The organism is Anoxybacillus tepidamans PS2 (genome assembly GCF_000620165.1).
GTDB lineage: Bacteria > Bacillota > Bacilli > Bacillales > Anoxybacillaceae > Anoxybacteroides > Anoxybacteroides tepidamans_A.
In genome coordinates, this window is record NZ_JHVN01000026.1 from 1 (window position 1) to 22,383 (window position 22,383).

19 protein-coding genes, 1 other RNA gene and 1 pseudogene are annotated in these 22,383 nt (G+C 43.6%); 4 read left to right on the top strand and 17 right to left on the bottom strand.

Translation table 11 applies throughout. The features are described 5' to 3' along the window. The 6 genes from N667_RS18845 to N667_RS0115605 form a co-directional block, all read right to left on the bottom strand. The coding region (locus N667_RS18845) for a transposase (protein WP_035099123.1) at nt 1-275 on the bottom strand (275 nt) is incomplete at its 3' end. Nucleotides 276-668: 393 nt separating this feature from the next. After that, the gene (locus tag N667_RS0115585; protein WP_027410416.1) at nt 669-2,774 is read right to left on the bottom strand and encodes a heavy metal translocating P-type ATPase; all 2,106 of its coding nucleotides are present in this window, start codon (nt 2,772-2,774) and stop codon (nt 669-671) included. Next, nucleotides 2,764-3,126: an ArsR/SmtB family transcription factor gene (locus N667_RS0115590; RefSeq protein ID WP_027410417.1), complete on the bottom strand. Its 363-nt coding sequence runs from the start codon at nt 3,124-3,126 to the stop codon at nt 2,764-2,766. Before N667_RS0115590 ends, N667_RS0115585 begins: the two co-directional genes overlap by 11 nt. 117 nt (nt 3,127-3,243) lie before the next feature. Beyond that, nucleotides 3,244-5,244, bottom strand: a complete 2,001-nt coding sequence (locus N667_RS18850) for an ABC transporter permease (RefSeq protein WP_198020562.1) — start codon at nt 5,242-5,244, stop codon at nt 3,244-3,246. Beyond that, on the bottom strand, nt 5,219-6,118 hold the full coding sequence (locus tag N667_RS0115600; RefSeq protein WP_027410418.1) for an ABC transporter ATP-binding protein: 900 nt from the start codon (nt 6,116-6,118) through the stop codon (nt 5,219-5,221). The genes N667_RS18850 and N667_RS0115600 overlap by 26 nt, the downstream gene beginning before the upstream one ends. Beyond that, on the bottom strand, nt 6,115-6,501 hold the full coding sequence (locus N667_RS0115605; protein ID WP_027410419.1) for a GntR family transcriptional regulator: 387 nt from the start codon (nt 6,499-6,501) through the stop codon (nt 6,115-6,117). Before N667_RS0115605 ends, N667_RS0115600 begins: the two co-directional genes overlap by 4 nt. A gap of 174 nt (nt 6,502-6,675) precedes the next feature. On the opposite strand from N667_RS0115605, the gene N667_RS0115610 reads away from it, so the two are divergent. Then, the gene (locus N667_RS0115610) at nt 6,676-7,929 is read left to right on the top strand and encodes a sensor histidine kinase (RefSeq protein ID WP_027410420.1); all 1,254 of its coding nucleotides are present in this window, start codon (nt 6,676-6,678) and stop codon (nt 7,927-7,929) included. 19 nt (nt 7,930-7,948) lie between these two features. Here the strand turns inward: N667_RS0115610 and N667_RS0115615 are convergent, their stop codons facing one another. Together N667_RS0115615 and N667_RS0115620 are read right to left on the bottom strand one after the other, a co-directional pair. Continuing rightward, nucleotides 7,949-8,869, bottom strand: coding sequence for a DMT family transporter (locus N667_RS0115615; protein ID WP_027410421.1), 921 nt, complete (start codon nt 8,867-8,869; stop codon nt 7,949-7,951). Between the two features lie 27 nt (nt 8,870-8,896). Next, entirely contained in the window at nt 8,897-9,772 is an 876-nt protein-coding gene (locus N667_RS0115620) for a DMT family transporter (RefSeq protein ID WP_027410422.1), read from the bottom strand. Between the two features lie 274 nt (nt 9,773-10,046). On the opposite strand from N667_RS0115620, the gene N667_RS0115625 reads away from it, so the two are divergent. The 3 genes from N667_RS0115625 to N667_RS0115635 are packed head-to-tail and all read left to right on the top strand — an operon-like array spanning nt 10,047 to nt 13,800. Then, on the top strand, nt 10,047-11,135 hold the full coding sequence (locus N667_RS0115625) for an endospore germination permease (protein WP_027410423.1): 1,089 nt from the start codon (nt 10,047-10,049) through the stop codon (nt 11,133-11,135). Beyond that, complete coding sequence (locus N667_RS0115630; RefSeq protein ID WP_027410424.1) at nt 11,135-12,664, top strand: spore germination protein; 1,530 nt, start codon at nt 11,135-11,137, stop codon at nt 12,662-12,664. Before N667_RS0115625 ends, N667_RS0115630 begins: the two co-directional genes overlap by 1 nt. Continuing rightward, the gene (locus tag N667_RS0115635) at nt 12,664-13,800 is read left to right on the top strand and encodes a Ger(x)C family spore germination protein (RefSeq protein ID WP_027410425.1); all 1,137 of its coding nucleotides are present in this window, start codon (nt 12,664-12,666) and stop codon (nt 13,798-13,800) included. Before N667_RS0115630 ends, N667_RS0115635 begins: the two co-directional genes overlap by 1 nt. A 10-nt stretch (nt 13,801-13,810) precedes the next feature. Here the strand turns inward: N667_RS0115635 and N667_RS0115640 are convergent, their stop codons facing one another. The 9 genes and pseudogenes from N667_RS0115640 to N667_RS0115675 all read right to left on the bottom strand — a co-directional run bounded on the left by N667_RS0115640 (nt 13,811) and on the right by N667_RS0115675 (nt 22,379). Beyond that, nucleotides 13,811-14,017, bottom strand: a complete 207-nt coding sequence (locus tag N667_RS0115640) for a DUF6501 family protein (protein WP_027410426.1) — start codon at nt 14,015-14,017, stop codon at nt 13,811-13,813. A 57-nt stretch (nt 14,018-14,074) separates the two neighbouring features. After that, nucleotides 14,075-14,233 carry a YflJ family protein gene (locus tag N667_RS19575; RefSeq protein ID WP_084279258.1) on the bottom strand — a complete coding sequence of 53 codons (159 nt, stop codon included), beginning with the start codon at nt 14,231-14,233 and terminating at the stop codon, nt 14,075-14,077. 97 nt (nt 14,234-14,330) lie between these two features. After that, nucleotides 14,331-16,404 (bottom strand): annotated as a pseudogene (locus N667_RS18855) (transglycosylase domain-containing protein). Nucleotides 16,405-16,560: 156 nt separating this feature from the next. Next, nucleotides 16,561-18,093, bottom strand: a complete 1,533-nt coding sequence (locus tag N667_RS0115655; RefSeq protein WP_409978196.1) for a DHA2 family efflux MFS transporter permease subunit — start codon at nt 18,091-18,093, stop codon at nt 16,561-16,563. Nucleotides 18,094-18,255: 162 nt separating this feature from the next. Further along, entirely contained in the window at nt 18,256-18,894 is a 639-nt protein-coding gene (locus tag N667_RS0115660; RefSeq protein WP_027410428.1) for an HlyD family secretion protein, read from the bottom strand. A 3-nt stretch (nt 18,895-18,897) separates the two neighbouring features. Next, nucleotides 18,898-19,338: a MarR family winged helix-turn-helix transcriptional regulator gene (locus N667_RS0115665; protein WP_027410429.1), complete on the bottom strand. Its 441-nt coding sequence runs from the start codon at nt 19,336-19,338 to the stop codon at nt 18,898-18,900. A 453-nt stretch (nt 19,339-19,791) separates the two neighbouring features. Continuing rightward, a non-coding RNA gene (ssrS, locus tag N667_RS19580) (6S RNA) lies at nt 19,792-19,982 on the bottom strand. Nucleotides 19,983-20,041: 59 nt separating this feature from the next. Next, the gene (locus N667_RS0115670; protein ID WP_409978195.1) at nt 20,042-21,688 is read right to left on the bottom strand and encodes an acyl-CoA carboxylase subunit beta; all 1,647 of its coding nucleotides are present in this window, start codon (nt 21,686-21,688) and stop codon (nt 20,042-20,044) included. After that, nucleotides 21,603-22,379 carry an enoyl-CoA hydratase gene (locus N667_RS0115675; protein ID WP_027410431.1) on the bottom strand — a complete coding sequence of 259 codons (777 nt, stop codon included), beginning with the start codon at nt 22,377-22,379 and terminating at the stop codon, nt 21,603-21,605. Before N667_RS0115675 ends, N667_RS0115670 begins: the two co-directional genes overlap by 86 nt. Nucleotides 22,380-22,383: the final 4 nt, after the last annotated feature.

Below are 22,383 nucleotides of genomic sequence, written 5' to 3' on the forward strand. Positions count from 1 at the left end.
AGCCAGCCCGTGTGGCGTTGGTAAGGAGCGAACAATTGGGTTTGAAATTCTCCGTTTCGGTCTCTAGGGACCAAAAGACCCTCAATCCGGCCATATTGCGTATCTAAATTTCGTTGATAGTAGCCGTTTCTCATATTCGACGTTCCGGCTTGTTCCATTTCGAGGAAATTTTTAATTTCTTCCCGCATGATCAGTTCTAATTTTTCCTTTATAAACTGACGAATGACACTTTCCAGTTGATTTGCCCAGTCGACATTCGGTATACTTTTAGACATAGGTAGGGTTCTCCTTTCTCTGGAATGTTTGGGTTCAATCAGAGAATACCCTACCTTTTTTATTTTGATCTAGTAAAATGCTTTACACAAAATTTTATACATCATCGGATAAAAGTCTTATTTTATTATTTTCTATAAATTGTTTCCGTTTCCTTTAAAAATAAAAAAATTTAAAAAATTCTTTATTATAAAATAAACAACAAACAAGCTCTATGACGACCGTTCACAATATAAGGCCTGTACATATTTTAGGAATATTGTTATAACATCCTTTCTTTACGTCTGTCATTGGCAGAACAAGCGAATGCATTCCGTAAAACATAAGCTTAGTTTTATAATGAGATAACTGTTGGCTAACAAAAAACCTCCTGCACATTTGCAAGAGGTTGTTGGTTATATCCGCATTAAGCGAAGTGAGTTGAAAAGAACGATTAACGTTGCCCCCATATCAGCAAAAACCGCCATCCATAAAGTGAGCCATCCGGGAACGATCAAAATTAAAGCTAACAGTTTTAACAACAAAGCAAACATGATATTTTGTTTAATAATTCGCAATGTTTTGCGACTGAGTCGTATCACGTAAGGCAATTGTTGCAGGTCGTCACTCATGAGAACAATATCAGCTGTCTCCAACGCGACATCTGTCCCCGCTGCTCCCATTGCTACCCCGACGCTAGCTGCCGCGAGCGCCGGAGCATCGTTTACCCCGTCTCCTACCATGGCAATCCGGCCGTGCTCATCTCGTATTTCTTTAATAATGCGGAGTTTGTCTTCCGGAAGCAGTTCCGCTTTGACTTCGTTGACGCCAAGCGCACCGCCAATTGATGTGGCCGTTGCCCGATTGTCTCCTGTGAGCATTACAATTCTCTCAATTTTTTCTCTATATAACTGCTTTATCGTTAGAGCGGCACGTTCACGAGCTCGATCAGAAACCGCAATGATTCCAAACAATTCCGTTTGATCGCCTATCCCGACGACTGTTTTTCCTTCCTGTTGCAGCGAACTAATTGCATCGACCATCTCTGTCGAAAGCGGATGTTCGGAAAATAGAGCTGGGCTTCCGATATAGTAAGCCGTTTTATTGACAGAAGCACTAACACCCTTTCCTGTGATTGAGTGAAAATCGACTACTGACCATTCATCAAGGGAGATTCCTTGTTTCTGTGCCTCTCGCACAATTGCAGACGCAATCGGATGTTGGGAATACTTCTCGATGGATGCAGCAATCTGCAACAACTCTTTCTCAGTGCGATCGTTACTAAATATATGGATATCCGTTACTTCCGGCTTTCCTTTCGTTAATGTTCCTGTTTTATCGAATGCGATGGCAGTCAATTTCCCTAGTTCTTCTAAATGGATACCTCCTTTAATAAGAACACCGCGATGAGCCGCATGGCCAATGGCTGTCACGATCGCAACAGGTGTACTGATGACAAGCGCACACGGGCATCCAACAACTAAAACTGTTAACCCCCGATAAATCCACGTTTCCCAACTCCCTGAAAACAAAAGTGGTGGGATTAATGCTACAAAAAAGGCAACAAGCATAATCATCGGTGTATAATAACGGGCAAAACGGTCGACAAACTGCTGCGAGGGAGCCCTTTCCGCTTGCGCTTCTTCTACAAGATGAATCATTTTCGCAAGCATTGAATCGTTCACGCGCTTGGTGACGCGGATTTCTAACGCTCCTTCCTCATTCATCGTCCCCGCATACACTTCATCACCTATTGTTTTATGAACCGGCATCGATTCACCCGTAATCGTCGCCTCATTGACAGAAGATGCTCCTTGTATCACAACGCCGTCTGCTGCGATTTTTTGGCCCGGTTTCACAATAATGATATCGTCCACCTGCAAATCGTCAACGTCCATTTCGTATTCTTGCTTGCCCCGACGAATGAGCGCTTTTTTTGGCGCAAAGTCTATCAATTGCTGAATCGAACGGCGAGCACGGTCCATCGAGTAGCGCTCTAACGCCTCGCTCACTGCAAATAAAAATACCACAACCGCTCCTTCTTTCCATTCGTCAATAAAAGCCGCGCCGATAATCGCGATCGTCATAAGCGTTTTCATATCAAAGCGGAAATGCCATATATTCGCTAGTCCTGTCCGCAATAAATCATATCCGCCGATTACAATTGATAAAGCAAACAGCCCTATAACAAGCGGATCTTTCTCCCCTCCCCAAGCGGATGCAGCGTACCCTAGCAAAACGAAGAACGCTGAAATGAATGCTAAAATATTAGCACGCTTTTTCCAGAATGGAAGAGGATCAATTTGTATTTTTGCCTGTTCCGGAATAAGACGGATTCCATCAAAAGCGCCAGCCTTCTCCAGCTGTTCCATAGAAGCTTCACCAATCACGGTTAGTTTGGCGGCACCGAAGTTCACTTGCGCGTCTTCCACCGTATGAATTGCTTTCACATTTTTTTCAAACTTGGCAGCACAGTTAGCACACGACAAACCTTGGAGCCGATAGACGTGTTTATTTTCCATCGCGTTCCCCCTCTTTCGCATGTACAAGGGCGATCGACACCAATTGGTGAACGTGTTCATCTTGTAATGAATAAAACACAAGCTTGCCCTCTTTCCGATGCTTCGCAAGTCCCATATCACGCAAAACGCGTAAATGATGCGAGGCCGTCGCCACCGTCGAGCCAATGATGTTCGCCACGTCACAGACGCACAATTCCTCCTCTAACGTGAGGGCATAGGCAATTTTTAAACGGGTGGCGTCTGATAATGCTTTGAACAGCTGTTCGACTCCTTCGATTTGATCAATATATCGTTTAACCGACTTTACTTTCTCCTCGTCAAAACAAAACGTTTCACAAACATCGCGAACCATGCATGTCACCTTCATTCAAATATAGATTTGAATATATTATATGCGAGAAGCGCAAATGTGTCTACACATTCAAATACTTATTTGAATAAAAACACGAGGCATGATTCGCCTCGTGTTTTATGGGAGTTGTTCCCGGATAAAGGATGGGATATTCTTTTCATCTATGACCTCCCATTGCGGCTCCCTTTGGCCTGACCGATAAAAAGCAATAAAATATAAGGCATCACCAGGATTAGAAGCTGATTGCCGCAATAGTTCTTCAATTTGCTGTTTATTTGTAACGCGCAACGTCGCACTTTGCTGCAAAAACTGCTGCGCTTGCGCTGAATTCGGGTCACCGAGAATTTCATAGAGCGGTTTCCGCTCTTTGTTTTTGACAACTAACGCATAGTCGACTTCAGCCGCGGTCAAGCGCGCTTTACTGAGCAGCTTGTGCTGCGTGAGCCATTGTTCGGTATGGGCATATGTTTTTTTCCACGTAACATGAATGATATCCCCGTCGCTTTGCAGAAGTTCGATCATTCCCCATGTTCCAACACCGCCAACTAGCGATTCCATTTTCTCTTCCATCATGTCCTGTTTCAATGAAGACATAAACTCATTAATTTGCTTCGGCTCGATAAGCGTCACCCGCTTTTCCCCGACTGGTTCTTCGATGATGGTGACTTGGCGGATCGGAGCTACTCCCTTGTCATGAAGGAGGAAATAGTAATTTTTCTTATACTCGTTTGACTCGACAATCGGCCTTGCAAACAACATATATTCATCCGCTGGCACACTGTACGTGCGGATGAAACGGTCGCCGTTTTTCAACACGTAACCGATAGCGACATTTCTGAAGTCTCCCTGCAAGGCTCCGTGCGTGTTTCTATTTTCAATCAGCTGTTGGTGAAATAAATATACATTTTTGATATTTTCTTTACTTTTTAAAAATTGATCAGGCTGCTCTATAGATACATTATGTTCTTCTTGAAAAAACTGCTGAAAGCGCGCCGTCGAGTTTCCAAAATATACTTGTTCAATCTCGGAAAGCTGTGGAATCCGTTTTTCGTATCCCGTCAAATCGAAGTGAATGATAACGCCAACGACGAGCATGGCTGCGACAAAATACATATATTCTTTCCATTTATAAAACACGCGCCATGTTTTCTCTACAATCATTTTTGCAACAAAAAAACCGATGAATGAGAACATCACATAGCCAAATATGATCCAACCAAGGCTATTTACCGTCATTTCGCCGAAATACAGCCCGCCGACAAGCATAAAGCAAAATGCGACTCCATACAAAAACACCGGACGCAAAATCGGAAACGCGAGCGCTTGATTCGCTGCTTCGCTTTGCCGCTTTCGATACAGCCATAGCGATAGAGCGGTGAACAGCATAGTAACAATGATGTAGCAACCGGCTTCTGTTGTACTAAGTGACCTTGATTCCAGTTCCAAAAACCGAACGAACGGAACGATTTGTTCCAATTTCGCAGTTAAATAGTATTCCGACGCAAACCCTCTCAACATATATTCCATATTTAGCAAGACGAGAACGGAAATGCCAGTTGGGAACAAAAACAGAATGTAAGCAAACGCCCCTTGCAGCACCGACAAGCCCGTCAGCATGCCGACAAAGACGCTTGCCGTAAATACAAACAGTTCCATCAAACCCATTTCCGCCGTCCACCGCATCACATCTGCCATCGCGAGAATGGAGCGGTCAATCGGCAATACGTAACAGAGCATGGCTGTCAAGCAAGCCGTCACGATGATTGGAATGAATAATATAGCCAAACCAAGCACCATGTTCTGCGCAAATAATGCTTCGCGCCGAAAAGGCAAGCTATGCATATAATCCGCCGAGTTCTTTACTTGCATATAACGGAATAAGAAAATTGCCAACAGCACCGGAATCGTAAAAGCGATCATCCCTTGAAAAGGCCCGGAAATGGAATATATATTTCTCCAAGTCGGAAGTTGGTTTGTTGCTTTCGTCGTATATACGACGATCATCGGCAACGGAACAACAGCCAAAAGCAAAAGAAGATGAGCAAGCGCAATCCATCCGATATTGCGTATTTGTTGCAGCCAAATCGAACGGCTAAACAAGAATGTTTTCGATCGCATACCCGACCCCTCCCATTTCGTAAATAAAAATTTCTTCTAGCGTAAGCGGCAAAACATCGAAAATGAGCGGCTCAAACTTCCGAATATGCGACTCCACTTGTTCTTTTTGGCCGCGAACGATGCAAAGCAGCACGCTGCCCCGTTCTTCCTGAAAGAGAACTTGGAAGCCTCGAAGAAACAAAGATGGAAGACCGTTGCGAAATGCAACCTGAATTTTATGGACATCCGCCTTTAAATCGTCTAGTTCTTTTTCCATCAACATTTCACCATGATGCAAAATGCCGACATGGTCGCAAAGATCTTCCACTTCCCGCAAGTTATGAGACGATATAACGACCGTCATATTTCGCTCCGCTACATCTTGCACGAGTATGTTTTTCACCTTTTGCCGCATGACCGCATCGAGTCCATCAAACGGCTCATCAAGAATCAATACATTAGGCATCGCCGAGAATGCCAGCCAAAACGCCACTTGCCGTTGCATCCCTTTCGACATGCGGTGAATTTTTTTATGCACATCAATCGGAAATAATTCTTGCAGCTTCCCAAAACGCTCTTCATTCCAAGAAGGATAGACATCCTTGTAGAACTGCGCCATTTGTTGAACTGTTGTATGTGGAAAAAAGTACAATGCATCAGGTAAAAAAATCGTCGTTTGCTTTACTTTGACATTTTCAAACACCGGCTCTCCGCCAATGAAAATCTCGCCGGCATCTTGTTTGTAAATGCCTGCCATCATTTTCAGCAACGTTGTTTTTCCTGCACCGTTTGAACCAAGCAACCCATAAATCGACCCTTGCTGAATATGAAGGCTTACATTTTTGACTGCCTCCACCTCGTCAAATTCTTTCCGAACGTGACGAATTTCAATCATGTTTCATCTCCCCTTCCTGCCGATTGCTCCGCTTCTTCTAGCAATGATAAAATGTCGTCTCTTGTAATGCCGATGTAGAACGCTTCACATAAAAGTTTCAGCAACTGCTGTTTGACTGCCTCCACCTTTTCATGATTGATAGCTTTAGACTGCGGCGCCACAAAATTCCCTTTTCCTGGGATTGAATAAATGTAGCCTTGATATTCGAGTTCACGATACGCTTTTTGAATCGTATTAGGGTTAATGGTTAACTCTTTCGCCAGCACCCGAACAGATGGCAATTGTTCATTCGGCTTCCATACTTCATGAATAATGAGCTCCTTCATTTTTTCGACTAATTGCTCATAAATAGGCTGCCGGCTCCGAATGTCAAGCTCAAACATCTCCCCTCCTCCTTCCTAACTTCGTACTGACTGTAATAATAATAGTAGTACAGTTAATACATAAAAGCAAGTTTTTCTTTATTTATCGTCTTTATATTGGAAAACCCTATTTTCAACCATGCCTATTTTCGTATAATTAGAATTGTTAAAGTTTGTTTGTTAGGGGACTTTGTGATGGAGACGTATATTAATCAAAACCTTTTAAACAATTTGTTTTATATCTTATCAAGCATTTTTATCTATTATTTTATTTATGATCATGGAAAACGATGGAACATGAGCCGTCGCCATAAACAGTGGCTTCTTGTCGTTTGTACCGGATTTCCGCTACTGTTGTGCATGAAATTTCCAATTTATATCGCTGATGACTGCGTTCATGATTTACGGCAAATTCCATTTTTGATCGGCACGCTATACGGCGGATGGTTTGTGGGAGGAATGCTGCTTCTAATTTTGCTTGCTGTTCGATTTATGTTTTACGGATTTCAGTTCGTAACTGTTGCAGTCTATGCGACAATGTTTATCGTTGCTGCCCTCGCCTCTCCAGCTTTTCATCGATTAAACCGATCAGGCAAATTGTTTATGTCCGTTTGGTTAACGTTCTTTGTCGCTATTTTAACAACATTTGTTGCTATTGCCGTTTCAGATTTTCAAGTAATTGATTCTTATATTGTCGATTTCATTTTGATCCCCCCGGTTGGCATGCTGTTTGTCGTGTATATTACCGAAACATTGAAAGAAGCGATTATGATGCGATCCAAACTTGTAAAAGTAGAAAAGATGGAAATTGTAAGCCAACTGGCTGCAAGCATCTCGCACGAAGTAAGAAATCCGCTCACAGTAGTAAAAGGATTTATTCAATTAATGAAATCGCAACAGATTTCAAAGGAAACACAAGAGCACTATATTCACATCGCTCTTGAAGAAATTAATAGGGCGGAAACAATTATTAACGACTATTTAACGTTTGCTAAACCGGCTACAAATAAAATGGAACCGCTCATGGTTCATCTTGAACTACAAATGGTCATCCATATGTTGCAGCCTCTCGCCCGCATGAACGGCATCCAGCTGGTCGAAAGCTTAGAGTCTGGGATCATCACCGGAAACGCCCAGCATTTCCGTCAATGCTTTGTTAACTTGATTAAAAACAGCATTGAAGCGATGCCGAATGGTGGCATGCTAACCATTTCCTCTTTAGTTCGCGGAAATGACGTAGTGATTACAGTGAAAGATACTGGGGTCGGAATGACAAGTGAACAAATTAACCGATTCGGCGAGCCATATTTTAGTACGAAAGAAAAAGGAACCGGTCTAGGAGCGATGGTGGCAGTAAAATTGATTGAAACGATGCATGGGACTTGGAATATTCAGAGCGAAAAACATAAAGGAACAGTTATTACCGTCACGTTTCCTCTAGCAAAATAAAACAGGGAGGCGCTTGCCGCTACATCCCTGTTTCAAACTCTCTATACATTTTCTTCTTTTTCGGCTGTGATAAAAGGAACACTGTTGCGATAATGCATGCTGCTCCAACCGCTTGAAACAAACCAAACGAAACATGCAAAAATACAATAGATGCCGCTACAGCAGAAAGCGGTTCCACGCTTGAAAGCAAGCTCGATTCCGTCGGCGATAGATGGCGAATGCTTTCAACAAATAATAGAAAAGCAATCAATGTGCCAAATATAACTACAAATAAAACAAGCAGCCATGTGTCAATCCCGAAAACGATGTTCGCTGGAAAAACGGAAGGAATGATCAGACACATTGCTGTTCCCCCCACAATCATTCCCCATCCAACCACAATCATTGAATTCCATTTTTTCAGCAGCTGGGCGGACGATAACGTATAAAACGCCAAGGCAATGCCGGACAAAATCCCCCAGATAACGGAAATGATCGAAACTGCCAATTGGCTTGTCGTTCCGTTGGTCATTAATAAAAACGTGCCGACCAGCGCTAATAAAATAGCCAAGCTTATTTGTTTCGACGGTTTTTCCCTCTGTTTGATCATAGAGTAGAGCACAATATAAATAGGGGCTAAATATTGTAATAATGTTGCTGTCGCTGCATTGCCTGTAGCAATGGAAGCAAAGTACGTATATTGCACACCGAGCATGCCAATAAGGCCAAACCATAGCAAATGCCAAGCGCTTTGTTTGTCGCGCCAAATGGAGAAAGGTTTCAATCCTTTGAAAGCGCCCAACAACACCAGCACAATCCCAGCAAGCACCATACGTACAGCAACAAGCCACTCAGCAGTCACTTGCTTTTCCTGAAACAATATTTGCGCCGCTGTTCCCGATAATCCCCAAAGAGCGGCCCCCGTAACGACCATGGCTAATCCTTTGGCTCGATTCGACATCGTTTCTCTCCCCCTACGTTGCTAGGACTATCGTTTTTCGCTAAACACCGCAATCACAACTCCGGCAATGATAAGGGCTCCCCCGCTCCAAAATGCCCCGCTTAACTGTTCATGCAAAAACAGCCAGCCACACAGCGAGCCAACAAGCGGCTGGAAAAAGAAAAACAGCGATCCGACTCCCGCGTCCATCAATTCCATTCCCTTGTTCCAAAGAAAAAACGCTCCCGCTGTGGACACAACCCCGAGATATAGAATCCCCAAAACAATCGAAGTGTTGAACAAAGTAATCGTTTGTTCAGACAACTCCCAAATCATGATAGGGGTTGTGCATACAAACGCAATGAAAATGGCATATGTTGTGACAACTAAAATTGGAAGTCGGACAGAAGCCACTTTCACTAGGACAGATAATAGCGCCCATGTGAGCGCTGCTCCTACTAGCATCATATTTCCCCAAAATGTAGATTCCCCGCTGCGGTCTAAACCGATCACTACAACAACTCCCGCCGTCGCCAACAACAGAGCCAACAGTTTTCTTGCCGTGATCGCTTCTGCTAAAATCCATCTTGCAAACAACACGATAAAAGCTGGAGTAGCTGATGTAATTAACGCTCCTGTATGCGCATCTGACCATTTCGTGCCAATAAACTGACATGAAATAGAGATGACGTAACCGATGATGCCGATCCATCCAATGAGCAGCCAGTCTCGTTTTTCGATAGAAAACGTCGTTTTCTGAACCTTTAAAACGAACAATAAAACGCTAAAAGCAACGGCATAGCGAAGCCATACAAGTGTAAACGGTGGAATATAGTCAAGTACGTACTTACTGATGACGTACATCCCACCCCAAATGCCTGCCGCAAGAGATAAATACAATGAACCAAACAATGACTTCTTCATTTCGATCAACCTCCGTCTTTCGTAAGCTTTTTCCCACGGAAGACGAAGCGCGCAAGTTAGCCGCTTGCTTCGCCTTAGAAGCAAGCGTTTGGTTGGTCGTTTTCAAACAAGTTGAAATACATATGCGTTCCCCCTTCTAAATACAGTTGCTTTGTTTCATTGTATCAAATTTTTCTTCTTTTTCCATTCTGTTTTTTTCAAAGAATAGCTTTTCCTTTTACAGGAAACACTAGTATCCTAGTTCTAAACATCTAATTAAGGAAGGTGGCCTGTTGTGAAGGGATATCCATTAAGCATCGTACAATTAGCTTTCGTTTTGATGCTATCGATCGGTTTAATGAATCATGTCATCGTTATTCCGCTTTTGTTAGATGTTGCAAAACGCGATGCATGGATTTCCGCCATCTTAACGCTCGGCCTGCTTCCGATATTGGTTGTTCTTTTATACGTTGTAATGCGACAGTCAAAGCAAGTCAATCTATTTATATGGCTAAAAACCGAATTCTCAATTGTTGTTGCATACATTGTAGCATTTTTTGGCACTCTATTATTACTCGTGATCAGCTATGTCACATTAAAAGATACAGTGACATTTACAACAACAACTTATTTAACATCAACCCCCAACTGGGCAATTGCGCTTGTCTTTTCAGGTCTTTGTTTTTACAACGCTTATTTAGGTATTGACTCGATCGCAAAAACGTCGGGCATTATTTTGCCGTTTGTTGTTATTTTCGGTATTTTCGTCATGATAACAACAACTCCTCACAAAGATTATTCATTGTTAAAGCCTATTATGGAAAATGGATGGGATCCTGTGTTGCGCGGAATGGTTTATACAGGAGCAGGATATGTCGAAATTTTAATGATCTTATTTCTCCAACACCGCCTGCAACCGCGGTTCCCATTTGTCGCGCTTCTCGCTATTGCAATTGCGGCGGCAAGTTTAAGCATCGGGCCAACGATCGGCGCGATTATCGAGTTCGGTCCGGAAAAAGCGATGTCATTTCGCTATCCCGCCTTTGAACAATGGCGGTTGATTAGTTTAGGAACATATATTGAGCATATGGATTTTCTTTCGATTTACCAATGGATATCGGGGGCGTTTATTCGCATTTCGCTCGCAACAGCTCTCATTTTGGAGCTGTTTGCGATCACAAACCAACAAACGCGGCGCTGGGTGTTAATTGTCGTCTATATTGCCATTTTCTCCGCCATACTTCTCCCGGTCAGCGACCCTATGTTTTTACAGTTGTTAAATCGATTTGTTTTGCCGTTATCGTTATGGCTCATGCTAGGTATGTCTGTCTTGCTCGCAATGTTGGCGCTCATTTCGCATATTAAAACAAGGAGAGGATCATGATGCATCAAATTCCGCTACGAGCAGCACAGTCGCAGCAAGCACCCAATGATCGGACCGGTCAAGAAACGATTATCGTTACAGAAGAATCGCTGCGGCATTTTTATTCCCGCTGTAAAGACGTCGCTATCATCACTTCGGTTATTCAACCGGCAAGAAGCGCAAGCCGATCACTGACCGTTACCTTCGTCTATTGCGAGGAGCTTTGTGATTCCCATCAAATCAGGCAAGTCATTTTTCCTCTGTTTCAAGAAATGTGCCGAGATTATCCATGCGATACAGTCGAGGGAATCCAAGCGTACAAGCTTATGCCGATGTATCTCCTTGGCAAAGAAGTGCGCATTGATGATATGAACTACCTACTATTTAATGGCGATTTGCTTATTTATTTTCAAGAAGCCGATGCATTATTCTCAGTGACGCTTGCAAATCCGCCGAACCGCAGTCCCGAAGAGCCGAACACCGAGGTATCCATTCGCGGCCCAAAGGACGGATTCATTGAAGAAATTGCAAAAAACGTCGCCTTAATCCGCAAACGGGTAAAATCCGAACAATTATGCTACGAATTATTCGTTGTCGGCAGAAGGACCCAAACAAAAATAGGGCTCATGTATATGAAGGATATCACCAATCCGGAAATGATTGATGAAGTGCGACAGCGAATATTAACATTAAATATGGATTCTATCACAAGTACGAACCAGCTTGAAGAATTAATCGCCGATCGACGCTTTACCTTATTCCCTTTACTTGGATACACTGGAAGAGCTGATTATGCTGTAAACAATTTGTTAAACGGACGCTTTCTTCTGCTAGTCGATGGAGCGCCCACCGTCTTGATCGGACCTGCCAATTTAACATTTTTATTGAATACGTCGGAAGATAACAATACTGCCTTTTTCTTTGTTGTATTCCAACGAATATTGCGACTGCTTGGGATTTCTGTTTCGATTTATTTGCCGGGGTTTTGGATTTGTCTCACATCGTTTCACCAATACGAGCTCCCTTTTACATTGCTGGCAACCATCGTCTTGTCGCGCCAAGGCGTTCCGCTTCCAGTGACGCTTGAAATGTTTCTCATGCTGGCATTGTTTGAAATTTTTAAAGAAGCCGGTATGAGGCTGCCGCTTGCAGTTGGACAAACGTTATCAGTCGTTGGAGGTCTCATTATCGGACAAGCGGCGATCGACGCTGGATTGGCCGCTCCTCCAACCCTCGTCGTCGCTGCGATTGCCGTAGTCGCTACGTTTACGCTCGTAAACCAAAATTTATCAGGAGCGGTGACAGTATTGCGGTTCATCGTTCTTGTTTTTTCGGCGCTTTTTGGACTGTTTGGATTTATCGTTTCGCTCTTTTTATTGCTAACATATGTCGTCAACCTAACATCATTTGGCGTTCCGTACTTAAGACCGCTGTCGCCGCCAAGCATGGATATCTTGAAAGTTCTCATTCCAAGCGGTTGGAAAAAATTTAAAAAACGTCCAGGATTATTGTCCCCACGCGATGATACACCAAGAGGGGGGAACAACTAGTGCTGAAACGAGCGATCCCCTTTTTTCTCTCTTCAATGCTGCTTGCAGGCTGCTGGGGAATGAAAGATATTGACCATGTTGTCTACGTTCATGCGATCGGCGTCGATTATAAAGATCATAAGTTTATCGTTTATGTGCAATTTATTAACTTTACCGGACTCGCTAAAGCAAACGCGGGCGGCGGACAGCAAAAAGTGAGCACAGCCGTTGGCAAAGCAACGGGAGAAACATTCAACATTGTAACAGACAATATTTATCCTTCTGTTCAGCAAATGGTATCATGGGGGCACGTCAAAGGAATCGTGTTCACAGAGCGGGCATTAAAGCATGCTCCGCTTAAAGACGTGTTCGATGTGCTCGACCGTTACAGCGAAATTCGCCACACCCTTTGGGTATATGCGACAAAAGAACCGATTGATGAACTGTTTTCTACCGTTCCGTTATTGCAAGCATCCGTCTACTTTTCTTTGCTCGCTAACCCGGAAGATATTTTTCAGCAAAATTCGTTCATCCGTCCGATCCGTCTTAATCGCTTTTTAGCAGATGCCAACGAACCAGGAAAAACGGTGCGAATTCCTTATCTCAGCGTTTCAAAAACGCATTGGGAAGAAAATAATAAAACAAAAACGATGCTATCTGCATCAGGCATTTGCTTTGTGCGCCACTTTCATCTGCAAACATGCACCAACCGTTCAAAACTAAAAGGGATTCGCTGGGTCGAAAAAGATATTTCCCGTACACCGATTTATGTTAAGAAAGGAAAACGGACTGTCGCCTCGATTGTCGTGTTAGGTCCCAAATCGAAAATTTCTTACAAAATGAGTGGAACTATTCCGCACTTTACTGTCGAAGTCAAAGCAAAGGGAAGCGTTATTGAATTGCGGGAGCAACTAACGGAAAAGCAACTAATCAAGTTAGCCCAAAAAACGGTCGAAAAGGAAATACGACAGCTGTATCAATTAGGAAAAGCACATAATATTGATGTGTTGAATCTCTCTGAAACCATGTATCAACAAAATCCTAACGATTGGAAAAAAGTAAGCGTGAACGGGAAAATTCCTTTAGAAAAGGATACGCTAAAAACCGTAAAGGTCAGTCTATCTATCGATACATCGGGGACAAGAAAGCTCAAATAAAGAGAGGCGATTAATTCGCCTCTTCAAAATAATCTTTATAAAATCCGCCAATTTTTCCAGTGTTATCAATGATAAAATAAAAATCGTCCGTCTCGTTTTTCACCTCGTACGTTTGCCCCGGAGTTAACACGCGATTCACGACGTATTTTTCCGCATTTGTGTGAATGCATTTTACTTTCTTAATAGTTGGACGCTCTAACCAAGTATGGTGAATCATATTACTGCTCTCCTTTTTTCTTTGATCATTGCTATCCCTATTTTAGCGATATTTTCCTTATTGAGCAATATGGCTTTTTCGTATGTATTTTTGGTATAGTCCATACAAAACCGATGTTTTATACGTTTCTAATTTTCGTCTCTCTACCGGATGGCGGCGAATGCCCATCTCCTTTAGCTGTTGAACAAGCCAACCTTTTGACCCGAAATAAGCCATTGTAATCCCCCTTTTCTTAACTTGTCCTATACATATGACACCATCCCTTTTTTTAGAACAAAAAATACGGGGAAGCGTATTTCAACGCTGCCCCGTTTTATTCATCATGTTTATGATGTTTCCCTTTTTCCTTCCATTTCTTTTGTTTATGTTCGTGAAAATGTTTATGTTCATGAAAAGGGTGGTATTTTGGCTTCCAGTCGCCCTTCCCTTGTTCATGCCTATTCTTTTCTTTTGGCTCTTCTTTCTTTTTCAATAGTGGCAATTCTTGCTTGATTGCAGGATATGAAAACCTATCGGCCGGCGTTCCTTCAAGAGCTTTCTCCATCATCTCTCGGAAAATCACCGCCACTGTTTGGCTGCTTGTTGTTTGTAAATAATGATCCTTATCTGTATTGTCATACCCAAGCCATACCGCCCCAACAAGGTTTGGAGTAAAACCGACAAACCACTGGTCCTTAACTCCGTTCACCCCGGCAATAGGGACTTGTGTGGAACCTGTTTTTCCGGCCAATTCTCTTCCAGGAATCGATGCACGCTGTCCCGTTCCCTCCCTTACAACACCTTCGAGGAGGAAAGTCATTTTTTGCGCCACCTCTTTTGTCGTGACTCTCACCTTCTTAGGGCGCCATTTAGCAATTTCATTCCCCTCGCGATCAATGATTTTTGTAATAATGTGCGCTTCCGTGCGCATACCTTCATTTGGAAACACTGAATATGCTTGTGCCATTTGCAACGGAGATACTCCGTGTTCCAGTCCACCTAGGGCAAGACCTAAGTAATGGTCAGCGGCTGTAAGAGGGATACCGAAACGTTTTGCAGCATCCACCCCTTTTTCAATTCCAATTTGATCAAGGAGCCAAACAGCCGGAACGTTAAGAGAATGAATAACCGCTTCATACATGGATACAGAGCCGCGGTACATATGGTCGTAATTTTCCGGACGATATCCGTTAAAATCAAACGGTTCATCTTTTAATTCGGCAAACACGCTATATCCCTGTTCTAGAGCCGGTGTATACACAGCAAGTGGTTTCATTGTCGAACCCGGCTGTCGCTTTAACTGTGTCGCTCGGTTAAAACCACGGAAAACGTGTTCTCCCCTTCCACCAATGAGCGCTGTAATCCCCCCCGTCCGCGGATCAAGCAGCACCGCCCCGCTCTGTACCATTTGTCCATTTGTGCCTTCCGGAAATAACCGATCATTTTTGTAGACTTCCTCAAGTGCCTGTTGCATATGAGGATCGAGTTCTGTGTAGATGCGCAAACCTCCAGAGAGCACTTCGTTTTGCGTTAAATGGTAACGGTTTACTGCTTCCTCAATAAGGGAGTCAACATAATATGGATAGTTTCCTTTATAAGGATCGCTCTTCTCTTTTTGTATGATAATTTTCTCTTGTTTGGCTCGCAGCAATGTTTTTTCGTCAATATACCCTTGTTCTTTCATTAGTTCTAGCACTATATTCCTTCTAGCAATAGCCTCTTTGTAATGCCTAACAGGTGATAAGGCTGAAGGAGCTTTAATCAGACCTGCAAGCAGCGCCGATTCGCTCACTGTCAACTCGGAAACATCCTTACCGAAATACGTTTCTGCCGCTTTTTTCACTCCCCAAGCTCCCTCACCAAAGTAAACACGGTTAACGTACATTTCTAAAATCTCTTTTTTCGAATACGTTTGCTCGATTTTTCTAGCGATAAACCACTCTTCCCACTTTCTGCGAAGCGTCTTTTCATTTGACAAAAATACGTTTTTCGCCAGCTGTTGCGTAATCGTACTTCCCCCCTTCGGCCCACTCTCCTGCTTGAATGTTGCGAACAAGCGCGCGCAATACCCCATGATAATCAACTCCATTGTGCTCATAAAAGCGACGATCCTCTGTTGCTACAACTGCTTCTAAAAAATGAGTGGGAATTTCCTCAATCTTCACTGCCTCCATTTTTGAATTTGATATTTTACTTGCGATCTTTCCGTTCTTGTCATAGATCATTGTTGCCGCTGGCAGCGGTGATTGGAGCGCACTGATATCTCTCGTGGCAATATACCATTTAATCCATATAAAGCTTCCGACAATCAATAAGATGAATAAGGACAAACTCGCCCCTATGTATCGTTTTCTTTTCTTTTTCCTCTTTTCTAGCCGACTTTTTTCCAAGCCACTCTCCCCCCGTATCCATGCCGTATATCAATGTTGTAGCGGTCTTAGGGACGCAACTAGCCAAATATACTTTAAAATGCGCTCTTTATTTCGCCGCATCTATATTTATTCGAGAGAAGTTGCTATTTTGTGTCTGTTTATAATAAGAAAACCACCTTGTAAAAAGGTGGCTTAAGAAGATGAAGCACTATTATTCTTTTTTCCTTTTAAGAAAAATGCTAAGACAAGTGCCAACAAGGCAAGTACTGTCGCAACAATAAATGCATCATTAATCCCCTCGACTGCAGAACGCTGCTGAACCATGCCGTATAACAGCTGGGTCACAGCCTCATCGCTTGGAATCAACCGCTTCAATTGTGCGACAATGTCAGTTGCAATCGGATTATCGGTTGTCAGTTCATTGCGATAGCTTTCCGCATGAAATTTCGCTCGGTTCGACATCACCGTCACAAGAAAAGCGGTGCCCAAAGAAGAAGCCACTTGACGAAGCGTGTTCGCCGTCGCTGTGCCATGACTATATAGATGGCGCGGCAGTTGATTCAGCCCAGCCGTCATAATCGTCATTGACAGCATCGACATGCCAAGCATCCGGAAAATGTATAACCATAAAATATGCTCATATGGCGTGTCTAATGTGAGTTGACTAAATTCCCATGTCGTAACAACGGTAATCGTCAATCCAACAATCGCAAGCCAGCGCGCGCCAATCCGGTCGAAAATCATCCCGGAAATCGGAGACATAATCGCCATGACAATGGCTCCCGGCAAAAGCAAAAGACCGGAATCAAGCGGCGTAAAACCGCGAATGTTTTGCAAATATACAGGAAGAAGAACCATCGCGGCAAATAAAGCCATATTCAAGACGCAACCAATAATTGTTGTTAATGTGAAAATGTTGTATTTAAATACGCGCAAATTTAAAATCGGCTGCTCTACTGTAAAGCAACGCCACGTAAACAAAATAATAAAAATTAATCCAATCGCGATGGAAATGGCTACTTCGGCGCTTCCCCAGCCGTTGCTTCCCGCTTCACTAAAACCGTATAATACGCCGCCAAATCCAAGCGTCGAGTAGACCGCTCCGCGGACATCCAATGTCGGTTTGGCGGTTTTCGGAGTATTTTTCATCCAAAGAGAGGCTAGCACCATATCGATTATCGCAAAAGGAAGCACGATGTCAAAAAGAAGACGCCACGAATAATGCTCGACAAGCCAACCGGATAAGGTTGGACCCACCGCCGGAGCAAACATCATCGCAATTCCTACTGTTCCCATCGCTACGCCGCGTTTTTCCGGCGGGAAAATGCTTAACATAATTACCATCATTAACTGCATAATAATGCCGGCACCTACTGCTTGAATTAACCGTCCCGTCAAAATAACCGCAAATGAAGGAGCAAACGAGCAAATAAGCGCTCCCACAGTAAAGAACGCCATTCCCGAAAGGAACAGTTTTTTCGTCGGAAATTTAGCGATTAAAAACGGGCTAATCGGGATCAATACACCGTTGACGAGCATATATCCCGTCACGAGCCATTGAATCGTTGATGTTTCAACATTAAAGTCGCTCATCATATGCGGAAGCGCCACATTAATGAGCGTTTGGTTTAAAATCGCAACAAACGCTCCAAGCATGATGGTCACGACAATTTTGGTCCGGCTTTGGCCGAGTTGCGCCTCCTGTTGTTTTTGGCCAGTTTGCATTTCCTGTTGCGGCAAAGAAGCAGCCGGATGATGAGATTCCGTCCTTTCTTGTTCTTGTCGGCTGGCAACATCTCTTCTTTTCCGGATCATATAATTGAATAATCCGAGAATGATAATCGAAAAAATAATATATCCCGTTAAAAATGTGGACATATTTATCACCTACTTATGAATGCGAACGGTAACGTTCATCCCTGGTACTAATTCCGCGCCGTTGTAATTGTCAATTGAAATTGTAATCGGGATCACTTGCGTTACTTTCGTATAGTTGCCAGTGGCGTTCGAACTTGGCAATAAGCTGAATGTGTTTGCTGTAGCAAAGCCAAGCTTTTCTACAGTTCCCGTAAATTTGCGATCTGGATAGGCATCGACATAAATATCAACATCTTGGCCTACTTTAACATCTTCAATTTTCGTTTCTTCAATATTAGCCGTCACCCATAAATGCGATAAGTCATACCCTCTTGCTAACGCCACACCTGGAGCAACGAAAGAGTTGGCAACCACATTTTGCTGAACAATAGTCATATGGTGAGGTACTGTAACCGGGATGTTATGTTGGCCATCGGATACTTCGCCAATTTTATCGCCGCTATCGAATGTTTTGCCGATATCTCCTGACCAACTAATCAGTTTTCCGGCAACAGGCGGTGCAATGGAAATCGGCTGTCCATCAATTCGCGCATTATCTGTTTTTATATAGTTTGTTGTTTCATTGACGTAATAGTAACCAGCGAATCCCCCTGCAACCAATAAAATAAGAACAACGATATTTAAGGTGATTAAACGCTTCAAATTCACTTTTTATTCCTCCCCTAATAAAATCCGCCGAATCTCCTGGTGAGTGGACAATAACTTTTCAATCTCATGTTCACCGATCATCGTTTCTACTTTCCGCAACCGCTCTACAAGAACCGATTGATCATTGAACGCTTCCTTCAACTTTTCTTCTCCTTGATTTGTCAAGCGAAGCGTGACGGCACGACGGTCCTCTTTGGCTGTTTCACGCGCCACTAAACCGGCTCCAACAAGCCGGTCAATCGTCCCACTCACGGTGCTGTTGCTCATATTTAACGTATCCGCCAAGTCGTTTAAACGAATGCTATCATTTTTAGACAAGGTGTAAAGAATAATAAGCTGCAATTCGGTAATTCCAACCCTCGTAGCATCCTCACGAATCAGCCGGTAAAATGCTTTGCGGATACGAAAAATGGAGTACATAATTTCCCGACCTGCCTTTTCCATCGCCACCCCCCTTTCATTCGGATTAAAATAGTTTCAATACGAATTATTTTCATACGAAAAGTTATTATAGCATGTTTTTTAAACAAATCAACTAAGAAAACAATGAGAAAAAATTAATCAAAATTTCATAAAAGCGAAATAAACAATAAAACAGACGATTTTCCCTATAAGTAACACGATCGATTTTGTATAGTCATTGACAGCTGAAAGGTGAATTCATTTCATCATTAGTATAGTAAAACACTCAGAGCAGCAAACGCCCTGAGTGTTTCTTTGTATCAACTTATTCAACATAAGTGCCCGTTGAAACAGTATGTCACTTCCAACTATGAATTTTTCAAAATTAACCAAAAAAGCAGTCCCACTCATTTGCGAATGGGACTGCTTTTTGATATTTCTACTTTTAAACCGACCCCGCTATTATATAAGAGATCGGCTCTTATAATTGTGACAAAAGATGCCGCGATTGCCGTTTGGTGAATGGAGTTTCTCAACCACACTCCACTACGTGGGTGTTCGCAGAAGCGTTCTTGTCGTCCTCAGCATTCGAAATATGGAGGCATGACATTCCGGCTTCGATGTAGAACTCCCTTTTTACAGTCATCGGTTGAAACTTCATTCTCTCACGTACAACGCAGCGGGTGATTACTATCATACATAATCTTTTGCGATTTTGCAAGCATCTATTCGTTATTTTGATTGGCTACACTGGATAAACCCCGTGTTTTCTCTCAGAAAACACTATATATTTCGACATGTATGCGTCAAAGCGACGAATAAGTTCTTCACGAAGCGTATTTGGAGCAATGATGCCATCGACTACCATTTCGGAAGCCAAACGATAGATATCAATATCACGACGGTACTCTTCCCGTTTCTGCTCGATAAACGCAGCGCGCTCTCCTTCTGGAAGCTCGGCAATTTTGTTAGCATATACGGCATTGACCGCTGCTTCTGGTCCCATTACTGCAATTTGCGCGTTTGGAAACGCTAAGCAGCAATCCGGTTCAAACGCTGGACCCGCCATTGCATACAAACCCGCTCCATAAGCTTTGCGTACAATGACGGAAATTTTCGGAACCGTCGCTTCCGACATCGCCGAAATCATTTTCGCCCCGTGCCGAATAATGCCTGCCCGCTCCACCTTCGTACCGATCATAAATCCTGGAATGTCGGCTAAAAATAAAAGAGGGATATGGAACGCATCACAAAGGGTAATAAATTTCGCCGCTTTATCGGCAGAATCGTGGAACAGCACACCGCCCTTGACGCGCGGCTGGTTCGCGATAATCCCGATCGGCTGTCCGTTTAACCGAGCAAGGCCGGTAATCAGCTCAGGCGCAAACAACTTTTTAATCTCGCAAAACGACCCTTCGTCAACGAAACGTTCAATTAAGTCATACATATTAAACGGTGCGTTTTGGTTGGCCGGCAAAATATCTTCAATCGTTTTCTCGAACGATTTTGCTGGCTTCGCCTCGCCAACAGGCGGTTTTTCGGTATAATTAGCCGGAAAATACGATAAATATTTGCGTGCAAATTGAATCGCTTCTTCCTCCGTTTTCACAAGCACATCGCCGCAACCGGACACGCTGCAATGCATGCGCGCACCGCCCATTTCCTCAAGCGTCACTTTTTCGCCAATGACCATTTCCGCCATGCGCGGCGACCCTAAATACATGGAGGCGTTCCCTTCAACCATAATCACGATGTCACAAAACGCTGGAATGTAAGCGCCGCCCGCCGCTGATGGACCAAACAACAAACAAATTTGCGGCACTTTTCCTGACAGTTTTACTTGGTTGTAAAAAATGCGTCCGGCTCCGCGGCGGCCTGGAAACATTTCAATCTGATCGGTAATGCGCGCTCCTGCTGAATCGACAAGATAAAGAATTGGGCAACGTAACTTTTCCGCGGTTTCTTGAATGCGAATAATTTTTTCAACCGTCCGCGCTCCCCACGATCCGGCCTTCACTGTTGAATCGTTCGCCATGACGCATACCGTTTGGCCATTAATTTTACCCACGCCAGTCACAACGCCATCGGCAGGAAGGCCCTCGGCCATGCAATTGGCAAATAATGCATCTTCAAATTCCATGCCATCGTCAAACAAAAGCTTAAGACGGTCGCGCACAAAAAGTTTTCCCTGCTCGGCATTTTTTTGATGGTATTTTGGGGCACCGCCTTGTTCAATTTTTTCAATGCGCTCCACAAGCTTTTCAGTAAGTGTTTTTTCTTGTCCGTTGATCACAAGTTCCTCCCCCTTACTCTCCTTTGTAGATTGGTTTGCGTTTTTCTTTAAACGCTTGCAACCCTTCCAAGCGATCTTTTGTTGGGATCGTGATTTCATAGGCCATTTGTTCGATTTTGAGCCCGGTAGCAAGATCCACTTCAAGGCCGCGGTTCATCGCAAGTTTCGCTTGGGTGATGGCAATCGGCGCATTTTGCACAATTTGTTCAGCAATTTCGAATGCTTTTTCTAGAAGCTGTCCATGTGGAACAACATGCTCGACAAGCCCAACTTGCGCCGCTTCAGCCGCGGTCAACCGCCTCGCAGTGAAAATCATTTCTTTTGCCTTTCCTTTGCCAATTAAACGCGGCAACCGTTGCGTCCCCCCAGCTCCAGGAATAATTCCGAGCGATGTTTCCGTCAAACCGAGCTGCGCCTGTTCGGATGCGATGCGAATGTCGCACGCTAACGCGAGTTCAAGCCCCCCGCCAAACGCTGAACCATTGATCGCGCAAATGACAGGCTGCGGAAGTTGCTCAAATTCATTGATCGTATCACGAATAAGAGCCACTGTCTTTCTCACTTGCGCTTCATTCATACCTGCCCGCTCTTTCAAATCGGCGCCGGCACAAAACGCTTTTTCCCCGCTACCGGTGACAATCACACAGCGAATCGCACGGTCAAACTTCAGCTGTTGCAGTATGTGTCCTAGCTCATTTAACATAGCAATCGATAGTGCATTAGCCGCCTGCGGGCGATGAAGCGTAATGGTAGCGATGCCATTATCAGCAGAATAAAGAACGCATTCCACCGCA

What these genes read in the sequence shown, in the direction of transcription:
- N667_RS0115585 (WP_027410416.1), bottom strand. Translation starts at nt 2,774, where the DNA reads ATGGAAAATAAACACGTCTATCGGCTCCAAGGTTTGTCGTGTGCTAAC.
- N667_RS0115590 (WP_027410417.1), bottom strand. Translation starts at nt 3,126, where the DNA reads ATGGTTCGCGATGTTTGTGAAACGTTTTGTTTTGACGAGGAGAAAGTA.
- N667_RS18850 (WP_198020562.1), bottom strand. Translation starts at nt 5,244, where the DNA reads ATGCGATCGAAAACATTCTTGTTTAGCCGTTCGATTTGGCTGCAACAA.
- N667_RS0115600 (WP_027410418.1), bottom strand. Translation starts at nt 6,118, where the DNA reads ATGATTGAAATTCGTCACGTTCGGAAAGAATTTGACGAGGTGGAGGCA.
- N667_RS0115605 (WP_027410419.1), bottom strand. Translation starts at nt 6,501, where the DNA reads ATGTTTGAGCTTGACATTCGGAGCCGGCAGCCTATTTATGAGCAATTA.
- N667_RS0115610 (WP_027410420.1), top strand. Translation starts at nt 6,676, where the DNA reads ATGGAGACGTATATTAATCAAAACCTTTTAAACAATTTGTTTTATATC.
- N667_RS0115615 (WP_027410421.1), bottom strand. Translation starts at nt 8,869, where the DNA reads ATGTCGAATCGAGCCAAAGGATTAGCCATGGTCGTTACGGGGGCCGCT.
- N667_RS0115620 (WP_027410422.1), bottom strand. Translation starts at nt 9,772, where the DNA reads ATGAAGAAGTCATTGTTTGGTTCATTGTATTTATCTCTTGCGGCAGGC.
- N667_RS0115630 (WP_027410424.1), top strand. Translation starts at nt 11,135, where the DNA reads ATGCATCAAATTCCGCTACGAGCAGCACAGTCGCAGCAAGCACCCAAT.
- N667_RS0115640 (WP_027410426.1), bottom strand. Translation starts at nt 14,017, where the DNA reads ATGATTCACCATACTTGGTTAGAGCGTCCAACTATTAAGAAAGTAAAA.
- N667_RS19575 (WP_084279258.1), bottom strand. Translation starts at nt 14,233, where the DNA reads ATGGCTTATTTCGGGTCAAAAGGTTGGCTTGTTCAACAGCTAAAGGAG.
- N667_RS0115655 (WP_409978196.1), bottom strand. Translation starts at nt 18,093, where the DNA reads ATGCAAACTGGCCAAAAACAACAGGAGGCGCAACTCGGCCAAAGCCGG.
- N667_RS0115665 (WP_027410429.1), bottom strand. Translation starts at nt 19,338, where the DNA reads ATGGAAAAGGCAGGTCGGGAAATTATGTACTCCATTTTTCGTATCCGC.
- N667_RS0115670 (WP_409978195.1), bottom strand. Translation starts at nt 21,688, where the DNA reads ATGAAATCACGATCCCAACAAAAGATCGCTTGGAAGGGTTGCAAGCGT.